The sequence below is a fragment of the Jiangella endophytica genome, assembly GCF_003427025.1.
Lineage (GTDB): Bacteria > Actinomycetota > Actinomycetes > Jiangellales > Jiangellaceae > Jiangella > Jiangella endophytica.
Genome location: NZ_QVAI01000015.1, coordinates 138,700 through 154,352, shown reverse-complemented (window position 1 = coordinate 154,352; position 15,653 = coordinate 138,700). Strand labels below are relative to the sequence as shown.

Annotated in this window: 12 protein-coding genes; 4 read left to right on the top strand and 8 right to left on the bottom strand. The window is 70.2% G+C overall.

Annotation, left to right across the window (positions count from 1 at the left end; genetic code table 11):
* Positions 1 to 10: 10 nt before the first annotated feature.
* Positions 11 to 895: an aldo/keto reductase gene (locus DZA62_RS26045; protein ID WP_116951862.1), complete on the bottom strand. Its 885-nt coding sequence runs from the start codon at positions 893 to 895 to the stop codon at positions 11 to 13.
* 204 nt (positions 896 to 1,099) lie between these two features.
* On the opposite strand from DZA62_RS26045, the gene DZA62_RS26040 reads away from it, so the two are divergent.
* The 4 genes from DZA62_RS26040 to DZA62_RS26015 all read left to right on the top strand — a co-directional run bounded on the left by DZA62_RS26040 (position 1,100) and on the right by DZA62_RS26015 (position 5,275).
* Positions 1,100 to 1,393, top strand: a complete 294-nt coding sequence (locus DZA62_RS26040) for a hypothetical protein (RefSeq protein WP_116951861.1) — start codon at positions 1,100 to 1,102, stop codon at positions 1,391 to 1,393.
* Between the two features lie 44 nt (positions 1,394 to 1,437).
* On the top strand, positions 1,438 to 2,100 hold the full coding sequence (locus tag DZA62_RS26035; RefSeq protein WP_157987918.1) for a hypothetical protein: 663 nt from the start codon (positions 1,438 to 1,440) through the stop codon (positions 2,098 to 2,100).
* A gap of 16 nt (positions 2,101 to 2,116) precedes the next feature.
* Positions 2,117 to 3,949 carry a M91 family zinc metallopeptidase gene (locus DZA62_RS35950; RefSeq protein WP_157987917.1) on the top strand — a complete coding sequence of 611 codons (1,833 nt, stop codon included), beginning with the start codon at positions 2,117 to 2,119 and terminating at the stop codon, positions 3,947 to 3,949.
* A 426-nt stretch (positions 3,950 to 4,375) separates the two neighbouring features.
* On the top strand, positions 4,376 to 5,275 hold the full coding sequence (locus DZA62_RS26015; RefSeq protein ID WP_198664199.1) for a hypothetical protein: 900 nt from the start codon (positions 4,376 to 4,378) through the stop codon (positions 5,273 to 5,275).
* 52 nt (positions 5,276 to 5,327) lie between these two features.
* On the opposite strand, the gene DZA62_RS26010 is transcribed toward DZA62_RS26015, so the two are convergent.
* The 7 genes from DZA62_RS26010 to DZA62_RS25980 all read right to left on the bottom strand — a co-directional run bounded on the left by DZA62_RS26010 (position 5,328) and on the right by DZA62_RS25980 (position 15,630).
* Positions 5,328 to 6,641 carry a sulfatase family protein gene (locus tag DZA62_RS26010; RefSeq protein WP_116951859.1) on the bottom strand — a complete coding sequence of 438 codons (1,314 nt, stop codon included), beginning with the start codon at positions 6,639 to 6,641 and terminating at the stop codon, positions 5,328 to 5,330.
* Positions 6,638 to 8,305 carry a glycoside hydrolase family 13 protein gene (locus DZA62_RS26005; RefSeq protein WP_116951922.1) on the bottom strand — a complete coding sequence of 556 codons (1,668 nt, stop codon included), beginning with the start codon at positions 8,303 to 8,305 and terminating at the stop codon, positions 6,638 to 6,640. The genes DZA62_RS26010 and DZA62_RS26005 overlap by 4 nt, the downstream gene beginning before the upstream one ends.
* A gap of 91 nt (positions 8,306 to 8,396) precedes the next feature.
* Positions 8,397 to 10,247: a glycosyl hydrolase family 28-related protein gene (locus tag DZA62_RS26000; RefSeq protein WP_116951858.1), complete on the bottom strand. Its 1,851-nt coding sequence runs from the start codon at positions 10,245 to 10,247 to the stop codon at positions 8,397 to 8,399.
* A gap of 80 nt (positions 10,248 to 10,327) precedes the next feature.
* Positions 10,328 to 12,178, bottom strand: coding sequence for a right-handed parallel beta-helix repeat-containing protein (locus tag DZA62_RS25995; RefSeq protein ID WP_116951857.1), 1,851 nt, complete (start codon positions 12,176 to 12,178; stop codon positions 10,328 to 10,330).
* Between the two features lie 53 nt (positions 12,179 to 12,231).
* Positions 12,232 to 13,053, bottom strand: coding sequence for an ATP-binding cassette domain-containing protein (locus DZA62_RS25990; RefSeq protein WP_116951856.1), 822 nt, complete (start codon positions 13,051 to 13,053; stop codon positions 12,232 to 12,234).
* Entirely contained in the window at positions 13,050 to 14,126 is a 1,077-nt protein-coding gene (locus DZA62_RS25985) for an ABC transporter ATP-binding protein (protein WP_198664198.1), read from the bottom strand. The genes DZA62_RS25990 and DZA62_RS25985 overlap by 4 nt, the downstream gene beginning before the upstream one ends.
* A complete protein-coding gene (locus DZA62_RS25980; protein ID WP_116951854.1) occupies positions 14,119 to 15,630 on the bottom strand; it encodes an ABC transporter substrate-binding protein in 1,512 nt (503 codons plus the stop codon). Before DZA62_RS25980 ends, DZA62_RS25985 begins: the two co-directional genes overlap by 8 nt.
* Positions 15,631 to 15,653 lie beyond the last annotated feature (23 nt).

Genomic DNA, 15,653 nt, shown 5'->3' with positions numbered 1-15,653 from the left:
GCCGTGCACCTCAGGCCTCGGGAATCCGGCGGCCGAACGTCTCGCGGGTGATCTGCTCCGGCTCGGGTCCACCGCGGACGCCGGTGTCGAGGGCGTCGATCGCCGCCAGCTGATCGGCGGTGAGGTCGAAGTCGAAGACGTCGATGTTCTCGGCGATCCGCGAGGGGGTGACCGACTTCGGGATGACCTGGCGGCCTTGCTGCAGGTGCCAGCGCAGCATCACCTGGGCCGGCGTCCTGCCGTGCGCTCCTGCGATCTCGGTGATGACGGGGTCCTCGAGCGTGCTGCCGCGGGCGCCGTCGCGGTAGAAGGTGATGCCGCCGATCGGCGACCACGCCTGGGAGAGGATCCCGTTCTCGGCATCGACGCAGAGCAGTTCGGGCTGGCGGAAGTAGGGGTGCACCTCGATCTGGTTGACCGCCGGCACCACCGACGTCGCCGCCATGAGCCGGTCGAGGTGGCCGGGCATGAAGTTGCTGACCCCGATCGCGCGAACCCTGCCGTCGGCGAGGAGCGTCTCCAGCGCCTGGTAGGCGCCGATCGTGAGCTCGAACTCGCCGGGCAGGGCCTGGTGCAGGATCAGGAGGTCGATCCGGTCGACGCCGAGCTTGCCGGCGCTCTTGTCGAACGCGTGCAGGGTCTCGTCGTAGCCGTAGTCGGTGATCCACACCTTCGTCTCGACGAAGAGCTCCGATCGGTCGAGCCCGGAGCGGCGGATCGCCACGCCGACCTCGCGCTCGTTCAGGTAGGCCGCCGCCGTGTCGATGTGGCGATAGCCGGCGGCCAGCGCCGTCTCCACCGCCGCGACCGTCTCGTCCGGCGGCGTCTGGAACACACCGAAGCCGAGAGCCGGGATCTCGACACCGTTGTTCAACTCGAGGAGCGGAACGTTCATACCGGCCACGCTAGGCGTCAGAGGCGCGCCGTGGGAGTGCCTGCCGTACCAGGCACTGGCGGTGCCTCCCTCGGCGCCGAGCAGCCGCTCGATGGAGCGCGGACCGGGGCGGGGTCCGCCGGACGGAAGCCGCCCGGACGGCCGGTCGGCTAAGATCGCGCTGACACGGGCACGAGCCGAACATTCGACTCGGGAGACGATGTCATGAGCAAGGTCAGGGCCAATCCGGAGACTCTCAACGACGTCGGCAACCGCATGCTGACCTCGTCGCGCGATCTCACCGAGTCCGGTGCCGCCGTGGGCGAGCAGAGCACGTTCGATCGTGGGTCCCTCGGGCAGGCGACCGTCGGGGTGATGATCCACGAGAGCTACAGCACCGCCGTCTACTCCTCCGCGCGGCTGATCGAGAACCTCTGCGCCGTCCTCGAGTCCGACGGCGAGAACATCCAGCGCGCCTCTCGCGACATCGACGAGGTCCTGAACCGCAGGAAGCCGTGACGCGTCGAAGTGGCGACGACCATGCGACGACGAGAGGGCCCGCGATGCGCCTGGGGCGAGTGCTCGCGGCGGCGGTCGCCGTGACGGCCCTGGCCGGCTGCGGCGGCGACGACCCCGCCGGAGACGAGACGACGGCGCCGTCCACCGAACTCGACGTCGCCCTCGACGCGCGGCTCGGCGTCGGCGCACCCACCGGACCCGACTACCCGCCGGGCACGTCCGGCCTGGTCGCCGACTACACCGTCACCAACAACGCGGACGTCGCCGTGCTCGTGGTGCAGCGGCGGCCGGCCGACATCACGCCGGAGGTCGACGTCCCGCTGCCCGACACCGACGAGTCCAGCTGGGTCTACGCCGACGACGCCGGGCAGATCCTCGTCACCAAAGAGGTGTTCGCAACCACCGGCGGCGACACCGGCACCGCGTACCGGGCCCCCGCGGTGCGCGTCGAACCCGGCGAGACCGTCACCGGCCGCGCCTTCGCCCTCACCCCGCTGCGGCGCATCGCCCCCGACGCCGGCACCTTCGAGGTGCCCGGCCCGAGCACCCTGCCCGACGACGCCACGTCCTGGTCGTTCTGCGTCCAGGTCGCGCCGGACCCCGGTGAGAGCGGCGAACCCACCATGGCCGACCACACCCCCGACCGCCGGCTCGTCTGCTCCGCGCCCGCCGACCTCCCGCCGGACGCCCTCGGCGCCGGAAGCTGACCACCGGAGGCGAACGATGACCGTCACACTCCCCGACGTCTGGGACCTCCAGGCCGACACCGGGTACCTCGACACCGCCCAGCAGGCCTGGCGAACCCTCGCGACCGACGTCGGCACCGAGGCCACCCACCAGCGCAACCGCGAGGCCGAACTGCGCCTCAACTGGGAGTGCTCGATGGCCGACAGCTACTTCGCGCACGGCACGAAGGTCGCGACCGTGCTCGGCGACGCCTCCGACGCCTACGGCGGCATCGCCGACCTGCTCGGCCAACTCAAGACCGACGTCCACGACGCTCAGGACGATCTCGACGCCAGCTTCGCGCGGGCGGCGGCCGGTACGAAGTCGGCCGTGCGCGCCGACGGCATGGTCACGTTCACCCCGTGGAAGGACGACGACGACCTGAGCCACGTCCAGACGGAGTTCACGACCGCACAGGGCGTCGTCGACGACGCCATCGCGCTGATGCGGACCCGCGACGCGACGCTGCTCGAACTGGGCCGCGATCTCTACGCGCTGGCGGAGGCGTGGTCCGACGCCGCGGAGGGCACCGACCCGGGCTGGAACGTCCCGACCGGCACCACCTACGGCGTCCAGACCACCTCGCTCGACGGCACCACCGTCATCACCACCGGCGACGGCAACGACCGCGTCGTGGTGACCGTCGACCCCAACACGGGCGAGACGATCGTGAACATCACCGACGCGGCCGGCAACCTCACCACCCAGCGCATCGCGGCCGGCGAAGAGGTCGTCATCAACACCGGAGAGGGCAACGACGAGATCCTGGTGCCGCGCGGCACGGAGGTGCACGTGCGGTTCGCCACCGGCGGCGGCGACGACTCCGTCTCGGCCCAGGGCTCCGGCGGCGACATCGAGGCGTTCGGCGGCGACGGCATCGACACCATCGAGACCGGCACCGGCGACGACTTCGTCAGCGGCGGCCGCGACGACGACTACGTCGACGGCGGCGCCGGCAACGACGTCCTGGCCGGCCGGCTCGGCGACGACGTCGTCTACGGCATGGACGGCAACGACGTCATCCTCGGCGGCGACGGACGCGACTACCTCGAGGGCGCCACCGGCGACGACCGCATCTTCGGCGGCGACCACCACGACACCATCTCCGGCGGCTACGGCGACGACCGCATCTTCGGCGGCAACGCCAACGACACCGTCTACGCCGGCGGCGGCGACGACACCATCGACGGCGAGTTCGGCGACGACACCGTCTACATGGAGGAGGGCGACGTCTCGCCGGGCGGCGAGACCGTCGTCATCGTCGAGATCCCGTCCGAGGAGGAGTACCTGCGCTGGATGCAGTTCGAGGTGGGCGGTTCGCAGGAGTTCAAGGACCGCGTGCTCGCCGACCTGCACATGATGGCGTCCAGCCCGACCGGCCGGAAGATGCTCGACCGCATGGGCGAGCACTACGACGACTCCGGCTTCCTCGGCTTCGGCAAGGACAAGGTCACCATCGCCGAGCACCCTGGCGGCAACAACAGCGCCTCCTACTCCGGCGACGACTTCCGGGTCGAACTCGACGTCAACCACACCTCCCCCGGCTACGACATGGGCTACACCGAGGACTACGACATCACCCCGCCGTCGGTGTTCTTCTTCCACGAGCTGGGCCACATCAACCAGTACCGCAGCGGAGAGAGCGACCAGTTCGACGGCGCCGACTACTCCGACGGCACCCCGCTGATCGAGCGCCAGAACGTCGGCCTGCCCTGGGACCACGACGACGACGGCGACACCGACGAGCAGATCGACCCCGACTACGACTTCGACTACACCGAGAACGGCTTCCGCGAGGAGCTCGGCCTGCCCAACCGCAACAAGTACTGACGGGTCGCGGTGATCGGCCGGCCGAGCCCGACGACCACTCCAGGAATCGACGGCTGACGCGCGGCGACAGATCGACACCCGTCCGCACCCGACGTCCAGGACGTCGGCCGGGCCTGCCGGCAGCCATGCCCGCAGCCGTTCGCGCCATGCGGCCCTGGTGCGCTCGGCGCTCGGCGCTCGGCGCTCGGCGCTCGGCGCGCGGCCCGTGGTCGGGCTCGTCGTCGAAGGCACCCGCCGCCTCGTTTCAGTACTCCCTGACGGGGCCGAGCTGCTCCGTCATGTCCCCGAGTATCGCGGCGGGACCCGACAAGGTCGGCGGACCACCCGCGCGGCAGTGAGATGGGCCTTTCGGCCCTCGCCCCCGGGGCGGGAGCGGACAACGATTCGGGAGTGTCATGGCCACACACGCGCGCGTGGAGGATGCGCATGCAGGCACCGGACGGGCACCGTCGGGCGAGCAGCCGGGCAGGCGACGCGGGCACCGGGCGGCCCAGGCGACGCGGCAGCCGTGGCTCGAGCACCGGCACACCCGCCACCTTCGTCGACCGCGTGCGCGCCGACGGCGTGGTGGTCCGGCTGGAATCGCGCTTCCACCGCAAGCACCAGGGGGCGGCCGCCGGGTCCACGTGGTGGGCGCCCGGGGCTCGCGGCTGGTGGATCGCCGTGTTGTTCGCCATCGGGTCGGTGCTGTTCGCGGTCGGGTCGGTGCCCGGGTACGTCGGCGCCGTCGGGGCCCGGTGGGACACCGCCACCTACTTCGTCGGCTCCCTGTTCTTCACCTCGGCCTCGTTCCTGTCCTACCGGGAGGCGGTCGACGCCGGGCGGGAGGCACCGAGCCCGGCACACCGACGCTTCTTCGTCTACCAGCCCGGGCGGATCGACTGGTGGGCGACCGCCGTTCAGCTGGCCGGGACGCTGTACTTCAACGTCAGCACCGGGGTCGCCATGGCGAACAACCTGTCCGCCGAGACCGCGCACCAGCACATCTGGCGGCCCGACGCGGTCGGCTCGGTCTGCTTCCTGGTCTCGAGCCTCCTGGCCTGGTACGAGGCGTGCCACGGCTGGGCTGCCTGGCGTCCGCGCTCGTGGTCCTGGTGGATCACGCTGACCAACCTGATCGGCTCGATCGCCTTCGGCGTCTCCGCCGTCGCGGGCTACATCGACCCGCTCACCGGCCAGGTGAACGACGCGTCGCGGGCCGACATGCAGACCTTCATCGGCGCGGTGTGCTTCCTCATCGGCGCCGTGCTGCTGCTGCCCGAACGCACCCACGAGACCGCCGAGCCGGTGACGGCGCCCATCGACGGCGACGCCGCGGCCCGATGACGGGGCGGGGCGGGGCGACGTCCGGCCGGCTCGGGGTGGGCGGCTGTCCGGGTCATCGGCCTCCCGGTTCGGGAATTGGGGGTGTCGTCCCGGCGAAGCCGGCGTGATCCATGGTGTCGATGGGTCCGGCCAGCGCCGGATCGCTCGTCTCGATCATCCACGCGTCGAGACGTGCGGCGAGGGCGGCCTTCACCTGTGCACGGGACGCGTCGTCGGCGAGGTCGCGGAGCTGCCACGGATCGTCGTCGAGGTCGTAGAGCTCCTCGGCGGGCCGGGGCCGCAGGTGATCGTCACCCAGGCCGGCTCGCGACCGGCTGCCTTCGATGTCCCCGGAGAGCCGTAGCGGCGTGCCCGGTTCGAGGTTGCGGATGTACGCGTACCGGTCGGTGCGGATGCCGCGAATCGGGTCGTACTCGTCGTGGAAGTTCTTCTCGGCGAAGATCTCGGTGCGCCGGGGGCCGGGTTCACCGCGCAGGACGCCGGCGAAGCTCTGCCCCTGGACGAACGGCGGGACCTCCCCGCCGGCCAGCTCGAGCAGAGTGGGCAGCACGTCGACGTGACTGAGCAGCCCGTCAGGGGCTGCCGGCGCGACGTTCCACGAGCGCGGCGGCCGGGCGAGGAACGCGACCCGTATGCCGGGGTCGTACAGCGTTCCCTTCGCCCGCGGGTACGCGATCCCGTGGTCGGTCGTGAACAGGACCAGGGTCGAGTCGGCGAGGCCGGACCGGTCGATCGCGTCGAGTATGCGGCCGGTGGCGGCGTCGGCCACGCGAATCGAGCCGAGGAACGCGGCCAGGTCCTCGCGCGTGTGGTGGTTGTCCGGCAGGAACGGCGGGACCTCGACCGTCGCCGGGTCGACCGGCGGGTACTCCTCCGCCGGATACGGGCGATGCGTCTCGAAGAAGCCGACGGTGAGGAAGAACGGCTCCGCGGGTGCCGCGTCGAGCCATTCCACCGAAGTCGCCGACACCGGACCGCATCGTGCCCTGCCCGGGGGCCACGCATGCACCTCGTCGAAGCCGAGCCGGAACGGGTCGTGGCTCTCGTGCTGCTGGCCGATGAGAGCGGTCCGGTAACCGAGCTCGGACAGCAGCGACGGGGCCGTTCGCTCGCCCGGGCGGTACCCCCACCCCCGGTTCACCAGGCCCATCAAGCCGTTCGTGTGGGGGTAGCGGCCGGTGAACAACGAGCCCCGGGCCGGACTGCACAGCGGTGTCGTGCAGAACGCCTGGTCGAATCGCAGGCCCTCGGCGGCCAGCCGGTCGAGGGCGGGGCTGGTCACGTCGCGGTGACCGTACGTGCCCAGGTGGGTGCCGACGTCGTGCCAGTGGATCAGGACGACGTTGGGTCGCTCGGTCGCGGTCATGCGCGGCCCGCCGGGTGGAGCTCCAGCCAGACCGCGCCGTGGGGAGGGACGTCGCCCGCGGTGTCGCCGGAGTCGCTGGACACGAGCACGCGTCCGTCGAGCGGGATCGGCGCCGGCGTGGAGCCGAAGTTGACGACGCAGGCGAAGCCGGGCTCGCGGGTGAAGACCAGGACGTCGTCGCGTGGTGCGTCGCGCCACTGGAACTCACTCGTTCCGCCGAGTGCCGGGTGGGTGCGCCGGAGGTGCAGTGCGGTCCGGTACAGCTCGAGGAACGACGCGTCGTCGCCCTCCTGGGCCGACACCGCATGGGCTCCCCACCCCGGGGGCTGCGGTAGCCAGGCCCCGTCGTCGCCGAACCCGTGCGAGCTGCCGTCCGGTGTCCAGGGCAAGGGCACCCGGGCGCCGTCGCGGCCCCAGCGCCGGCCCTCGGACCGGATCCAGATGGGGTCCTGCCGCGCCTGCTCCGGCACGTGCGCATCGGCCAACCCGAGCTCATCGCCCTGGTAGAGGTACACGCTGCCGGGCAGCGCGAGCGTCAGCAGGGCCGCGGCCCGGGCCCGGCGGCGGCCGAGCCGCTCGTCGACCGGCCCCAGCTCCGGCCCGGACACGCCCGGACGCCGGCTGGTGTCGGCGCGGCCGTATCGGGTGACGACTCGTTCGACGTCGTGGTTGGACAGGCCCCAGGTGGTGGGTGCGCCCACCCCCGACGTGGCCGCGATCGAGGCGTCGATGGCGCGGCGCATGCTGTCCGCCGTCCACGCCGACTTCAGGTAGTACAGGTTCAGGGTGGTGTGCAGCTCGTCGGGCCGGACGTAGCGCGACAGCCGGTCCGGGTCGTCCAGCCACGCCTCCGCCGCGAACATCCGCGGTGGATCGTAGGAGTCGGCCAGCTTCCGCCAGCTGCGATAGATCTCGTGGACCTCGTCGCGATCGCGGTGCGGGTGGTCCGCACGGGTCAGGTCGGCGAGGAACGCGCCGTCGGGATACCCGAGGTCAGGGAGTCCGGGCGCCTTGACCAGCGCGGTGGCGACGTCGATCCGGAAACCGTCGACACCGAGGTCGAACCAGAAGCGCAGGACGTCCTCGAACTCCGACCGGACGTCGTCGCTGTCCCAGTTGAGATCGGGCTGCGAGGAGTCGAACAGGTGCAGGTACCACTCACCTGGGTGACCATGAGCGTCCGTGACCTGCGTCCAGGCCGGTCCGCCGAACACGCTCAACCAGTCGTTGGGTGGACTCTGCCCGTCGTCGCGCCCGGCGCGGAAATGGTAGCGAGAACGTTCCGGGGACCCGGGCCGTGCGCCCAGGGCCTCGACGAACCACTGGTGGTCGGACGAGGTGTGGTTGGGGACGAGGTCGAGGATGACCCGGATCCCGGCCGCGTGGCATGCGTCGATCAGCTCCCGGCCCTCGTCCACGGACCCGTACCGCGGGTGGATGGCGCGATAGTCGGCGACGTCGTAGCCGGCATCGCGCAGCGGCGAGCGGTACCACGGCGTGATCCAGATGGCGTCGATCCCGAGACCCGCCAGGTAGCCGACCCGGCTTCGCAGCCCGGCGATGTCGCCGATGCCGTCGGCGTTGCCGTCGGCGAAGGACTGGATGTAGAGCTGATAGATCACCGCGTCTTGCCACCACGGTGCCGAGGTCACATCGTCGCTCATGTTCGTCAGATCCATCTCGTGTCGTCACGTCACGATCGGGGCGCGGACGCCCGGCGGCCCCGCGCCCCGACCGCACTGCAAGTATCCCGGCCTATCTGACCGCGGTTCCCAGCGGCACGGTGCGCCACGACTTGCCGTCGGACATGGCCAGGCAGGGCCCGCCGGCGCGACCGTCGACGATCTGGATGAGCGCACCCGGCGCGTCCGCGGCCGGCGGCACGGTGGCAACGGTGTAGGGGTGCAGCCGGGCGGCGTGGGCGTACACCGTCCGGATGCTCGCGTCCGCGCTGCCGATGTCGCGGGAGTTGTCCGTGGGCGGGACCAGGCCCGCGACGCTGGCCTGGAAGGCCACCACCTCGTTCGTGGAGTTCGTGGAGCACAGCAGGTTGGTGGCCGCCGAGCCGGACGCGTTCACCGCGACCACCTCGACGCCGCCCTTGACGCCGGGGCCCGCCCCCGCCGTCAGCGCGCTCTCGACCACATAGCCGCCGTAACCGTCGCCCGCGGCGATGCCGGCCGTGGCGGTGCTGACGACACGCGCGGCGGCGTCCTTCGCGGCCGCCACCTCGAGCCTGGTGAACCGGCCCGGTGCGGACTCGACGAAGGAGTCGGCGCTGATCGACCCGGCTTGGACCAGCGCGTCCTGCTCGGACACGTTGCCCACGACGTTGGACTGGCTCATCGTGCCGTCGACCCGGATCGGAAGGCCGGCGTTCCGGTTGGCCGAGATCACGTTGCCGACGATCGCGAACCGGGTGGCGTCGCCCTGCACGCGCACGGCGCCGTGAACGGCGGTGTTGGCCAGGTTGTAGTGATCGAACGAGTTGTCGGTGATGCTGATCTTGTCGGCGGACCCCGCGAACCCGATGGGCGAGCCACGGAGCCAGTTGAACGTGTTCGCCGAGATCGTGACGTTCGTCGCGGTCACGCCCGCGACGAAGCTGATCGCGTAGATGGGCGGTTCGTGTGCCCCCGGTGTGGTGTCGAAGCCGCCGATCACGTTGCCCGTGATGGTGAGGTTGTGGCCACCGGAGTCGATCTCGATGATCGCGTTGCCGTTGCCGTTCTCGACCACGTTGCCGCTGATGGTCGAGTTGGTCAGACTGCCCTTGAAGAGTCGGCGGCCGATGTCGAGCAGGTTGTTGCTGATCACCGCGCCACGGAAGTCGCCGTCCGGGGCGCCGTTGAACACGATCGCGTCGAAGTTCGTGTGGAAGTGGTTGTCCGTGATCAGCCACTTGCGCAGGCCGTACGGCAGCTTGTGGACCTCGCCGCCCGGGATCTCACCCGCCGGCCACGAGATGGTGATGCCCGTGGTGCAGACGGCGACCTTGTTCTTCGTGAAGAGGAAGCCGCGGCCGACGCTCTCGATGGCGCGCTGGAAGCGGAGGAACGAGCACTCGACGATGGTCACGTCGGTGTCGTCGGTGTTCGCCGAGTTGCGGGCGACGTGGATGCCGACGTTGTTCGCGGTCTTCACCGGGGCGTCGAACGCGATGCCGTGGATGCCGCCGAGCGACGCCTCCCACCGGATGCCGACGCCGTCGTGGTGGAAGGTGATCTTCGACGACTCCTCGCCGAACATGCCGTAGCCGCGCAGCACGAACCGGTTCAGGTGCTCGCCGGGGGTCTCGTACTCGTGGTCACCCACGACGATCGTCGACGTGACCTTGTACAACCCGGGCGGAAGAACCACGATCTTGTTCAGCTGCGAACGGGCCGCGTTGATCGCGGCCTGGATCGCGGCGGTGTCATCGGCCACGCCGTCGCCGACCGCGCCGAACTGCTGGGGGGTCAGGACGGGGGAACCGTCGGCCTCGACGAGGCTCGGCGGTGCCGTCTCGGCATGGGCGGTCCCGCCCAGCGCGAGCCCGCCGACCCCCGCGACACCTGCGCCGGCGGCGGAACGGATCATCATGCGTCGGTTGATTCGATCGGTCATGTGTCCTTCTCCCTTGAGGTGGTCACACTGCGACGAGGACGGCCTGTGCGGTGGTCAGCTCTTCACGTCGAGGTCGACGGCTACCTGACGGCGTTTCCCAGCGGCACGGTGCGCCACGCCGTGCCGTCGGACATGGCGAGGCACGGTCCGCCGGCGCGACCGTCGGCGACCTGGATGAGCGCACCCGGCGCGTCCGCGGCCGGCGGCAGGGTCGCGACCGTGTAGGGATGCATCCGGGTGGCGTACGTGTACACCGTCCGGATGCTCGCGTCCGCGCTGCCGATGTCGCGGGAGTTGTCCGCCGGCGGGACCAGGCCCGCGACGCTGGCCTGGAACGACACCACCTCGTTCGTGGAGTCCGTGGAGCACAGCAGGTTCGTGGCCGCCGAGCCGGACGCGTTCACCGCCACGACCTCGACGCCGCCCTTGACGCCGGGGCCGGCCCCGTCCGCCAGCGCGCTCTCGACCACATAGCCGCCGTAGGTGTCGTTCGTCGCTATGCCGGTCGTGGCCGTGCTGAGGACGCGCACGGCGGCGTCCTTCGCGGCGGCCAGCTGGAGCCTGGTGAACCGGCCGGGTTCGGACTCGACGAACGAGTCGGCGCTGATCGACCCGGCTTGGACCAGCCCCTGCTGCTCGAACGCGTTGCCGACCGCGTTGGATGCGCTCAACGTGCCGGTCACCCGGATCGGCAGCGCGTCCGGCTTCGGGTTGGCCGAGATGACGTTGCCGAGGATCGCGAACCGAGTGGCGTCGGCGTCCACGAGTACGGCGGCGTGGCTCGACGAGTTGCTCAGGTTCCAGTGATCGAAGGAGTTGTCCGTGATGCTGACCTTCTCGGCGGACCGATCGAACCGGATGCCGGAGCCGTTGATCCAGTTGAACGTGTTCGCCGAGATCGTGACGTTCTTCGCCGACACCCCGCTCGTGAAGTGGATCGCGTACCGGGGCGGGTCCCATGCTCCCGGCGTCGTGTCGAACCCGCCGATCACGTTGCCCGTGATGGTGAGGTTGTGGCCGCCGGCATCGATCTGAATGATCGCGTTCCCGGTACCGTTCTCGACCACGTTGCCGCTGATGGTCGAGTTGGTCAGGCTGCCCTTGAAGAGCCGGCGGCCGATGTCGAGCAGGTTGTTGCTGATCACCGCGCCACGGAAGTTTCCGTCCGGGGCGCCGTTGAACACGATCGCGTCGAAGTCAGAGTGGAAGTGGTTGTCGGTGATCAGCCACTTGCGCAGACCGTACGGGAGGACGTGGACACCGTCGCCCTGCACGCCCTCCGTCGGCCACGAGATGGTGATGCCCGTCGTGCAGACGGCGACCTTGTTCTTCGTGAAGCTGAAGCCGCGGCCGACGCTCTCGACCGCACGATTGAAGCGCAGGAACGAGCACTCGACGATCGTCACGTCGGTGTCGTCGGTGTTCGCGGTCCGGGCGACGTGGATGCCGACGTTGTTCGCCGTCTTCACCGGGGCGTCGAACGCCATGCCGTGGATTCCGCCCAGCGACGCCTCCCACCGGATGCCGATACCGTCGTGGTGGAAGATGAACTTCGAGGGCTCCTCGCTGAACATGCCGTACCCGCGCAGCACGAACCGGTTCAGGTGCTCGCCGGGGGTCTCGTACTCATGGTCACCGACCACGATCGTCGAGGTGACCTTGTACTGCCCGGGCGGGACGACGACGATCTTGTTCAGCTGCGAACGTGCCGCGTTGATCGCGGCCTGGATCGCGGCGGTGTCGTCGGCCACGCCGTCGCCGACGGCACCGAACTGCTGCGGCGTCAGGACCGGGGAGCCGTCGGCCTCGACGAGGCTCGGCGGCGCCGTCTCGGCATGAGCGGACCCGCCCAGCGCGAGCCCACCGACGCCTGCGACACCGGTGGCGGCGGCGGAACGGATCATCATGCGCCGGTTGATTCGATCGGTCATGCGTCCTTCTCCCTTGCGGTGGTCACATTCGGACGAGGACGTGCGTGCCGCGATCAGCCCCGGACATCGAGGTCGACCGCGGCTGCGAGGAGTTGCTTGGTGTAGTCGTGCTGCGGTGCCGTGAACAGCGTCCGGACGTCGGCGTTCTCGACCAGCTCGCCGCGGCGCATGACCGCGACGCGGTCGGCGACCTGACGCACCACACCGAGGTCGTGAGTGATGAAGAGCATCGAGAGCGAGCGGGCCGCTCGCACCCGCACCAGCAGCTGCAGCACCTGTGCCTGTACCGAGACGTCGAGCGCGGACACCGCCTCGTCGCAGATGAGCAGCCGCGGGCTCAGTGCCAGCGCGCGAGCGATGCTCACTCGCTGGCACTGACCACCGGACAACGCCGTCGGGCGCTTCCCCGCGACGTCGGGATCGAGCCCGACCTGAGCCAGCAGGTCGACCACGGCCGCCCGGCGCCGCCGCGGATCGTTGCGCACGTCCTCCGGTGCGGCATCAGGGTGGGCCTCCCAGGCCTCCCTGATCGACGCCTCCGCCGACATGCGCGGATTCAGCGCGGACCGGGGGTCCTGGAAGATCATCGCGATGTTCCGCCGCGCCCACTGATCGCGGGTGCGCAGGTTCAGCAACGATGCGCCGTCGAAGTCGATGGAGCCCGCCGACGCGGCGACGAGCCCCACGACCGCGCGGGCGATCGTGGACTTCCCGGACCCCGACTCGCCGACGAGGGCGACGGTCTCGTCCGGCGCGACGTCGAGGCTCACCGCGTCCACCGCGGTGATGGACGACCGTCGGCCGAAACCGCTGGTGCGCGGTCCGGGGTACGTCACCGTGAGATCCGTGATCCGCAGGCCGGCAGCAGCCGTCATCGCAGTTCCTCCGCACCGGAGTCCGATGTTCGCTCCGCAAGCTCCGCGAAGTGGCAGGCGCTGAAACGTCCAGGGACGATCTCCCGCAACGCCGGCACCTCCGTACGGCAGCGGTCCTCCGCGAGCGGGCAGCGCGGATGGAACGGGCAGCCCGCCGGCCGGTCGAACGGATTGGCGGGGCTGCCCGGCAGCGGATCGGCGATCGCCGACTCGACGTGCACCGACGGAACGCTGCGCACCAGCGCGTCGGTGTAGGGATGAAGTGGCCGGTTGAGCACCGCCTTCGCCCCTCCGCGCTCGCAGACCCGACCGGCGTACATGACGACGAGGTCGTCGGCCACGTGCGACATCACCCGCAGGTCGTGGCTGACCAGCAGCATGGACAGGTGATCCTCGTCGCGGAGGCGGCCGAGCAGGTCGAGGATCCGGGCCTGCACGGTCACGTCCAGCGCCGTCGTCGGCTCGTCGGCCAGAATGAACCTCGGCTGGCCCGCCAGCGCCAGGGCGATCATCGCGCGCTGGCGCATCCCGCCGGAGAACTCGTGGGGGTAGGCGCCCACGCGAGCCGCCGCGTCCGGAATACCGACGTGGTCGAGCAGGTCCGCGGCCCGCTCCCGCGCCTGGCTCCGGGACAGACCTCGCTCGCGCAGGATCTCGCCGACCTGGTCGCCGATGGTCATGGTCGGGTTGAGCGCGGTCGACGGGTCCTGGAACACGACCGAGATCTCGGCCCCCCGGACCTGCCGCATGCGCGCGCGGCCGGCCTTCAGCAGGTCCTCGTCGCCCAGCAGCACCTGCCCCCGGACCACACCGGTGTCCGGAATCAGGCCGACCAACGCCATCGCCGTGAGCGACTTCCCACTCCCCGACTCACCGATCAGGCCGGTCGTTCGGCCTTCGACCATGTCGAAGGAGACGCCGTCGACGACGTCGGCCATGCCACGCGGACCAGGCAGCACGATCGTCAGATCCCTGACCCGGAGGGTCCCGGCGGACACCCGCCGAGACTCCTCCCGCTGGCTGCCGGACATCATGGCGGTCGTGCTCGTCGGCCCGGGGTGCCCGTCACTCATCAACCGAGACCGTGTTGAATCGCGGCAGGCCCTCACCGTCGGGCTCGAAACCGGACACGGAGGTACGGGTGGCGAAGAGGTTCTTGACGAACATCGGGTACATGCCCACCGCCTCGTTCCAGATCAGCTCGGTGGCTTCGGCGTAGGCGGCCTCCCGCTCGGCGGGATCGACGGAGGTGCCGGCCCGCCGCAGCATCTCGTCCAGCTCCGGGTTGCAGTAGCCGGTGCGCTCCGCGGCGCAGGTGTAGAGCCGGCCCAGGTTGTACGAGGCGTCCAGCCCGAGCGTGCCGACCTGCTGGATGTTGATGTCCCAGTTGAGGGCGAGCAGGTCCTCGGTGTAGACGGCCTGTTCCTTCTCCAGTGCCTCGACCTGCACACCGATGGCGGCGAGATCGGCCACGACCGAGTCCACCCACTGCCGGAACTGCGCCTGGGAGAAGTGGAAGCGCAACGTCGTGTCGAAGTCGAACCCCGCGTCGATCAGTGCCTGCTTCGCCGCGTCCGGGTCGTAGGCCACCGGCTCCTGCGGCGCATAGCCGAACACCGTGGGGGCGACGACCGAGTCGGCGGGCTCGCCACTCTGCGGGTAGAGCGCATCGATCTTCTTGTCGAAGTCGACGGCCTGCCAGAGCGCCCGCCGCACTTCGGCGCTGGCCAGCGCCGGCGTGGAGGCGTTCATCCACATGGTGGTCACATTGGAACCGACCGCCGACATGACCTCGACCTCGGTGTTGCCGCCGAGTTGAGTCACCTGGTCGTCGGAGATGCCCCAGATGACATCGAGCTCGCCCGTCTCCAACGCGGTGACCCTCGCCGCAACCTCGGGGATGGACCGGATGGTGAGCTGGTCGATGTGCGGCTGGTCTCCCCAGTAGTTCTCGTTCGGGACCATGACGAGTTCTCCGCCAGGGGTGAACGACTCGACCTGGAACGGGCCGGAGGTCACCGGTGTCCCCAGATAGCTGTCCTCGGTGGCGCTGGCCGGGGTGATCATGAGCCCGGTCAGCTTGGCCGGAAGAGCCGGGTCGGGGTCAGCCGTCGTGAACGTCACCGTGGTGTCGGTCGCCGCGACGGAGACATTGACGAAGTTCGCGGAGAACGGACTGTCGGACGCCACCGTGCGCTCGAACGATGCGGCGACATCCTGCCCGGTGATCGGCGAGCCGTCGGAGAAGGTGATGCCGTCGCGCAGCGTGAAGGTGAACTCCGTCGCGGTGTCGTTGATCTCCCAGCTCTCCGCGGCCATGGGCTCGAACTCGCCCGGCCCGATCGTCTGCAGCAACGGGCTGTACAGCTGGATCGACGCGACGCGAGTGCCGCCGTCGATGGCCAGCGCCCCGTTCGGATCGATGGACTCGGTCGGGAACTGACCGGCGACGGCGATCTCGCCGCCGCCCGCGTCGCCACCGCTGTCCGTGGAATCGTCATCGGCGCCACATGCCGTGGCCGCGATCAGGCCCAGAAGTGTGGTTGCCGCGATGGCGGAATTCCGTAGGGATCTCATGGCCTTGCTCCTCACTGAGCTGC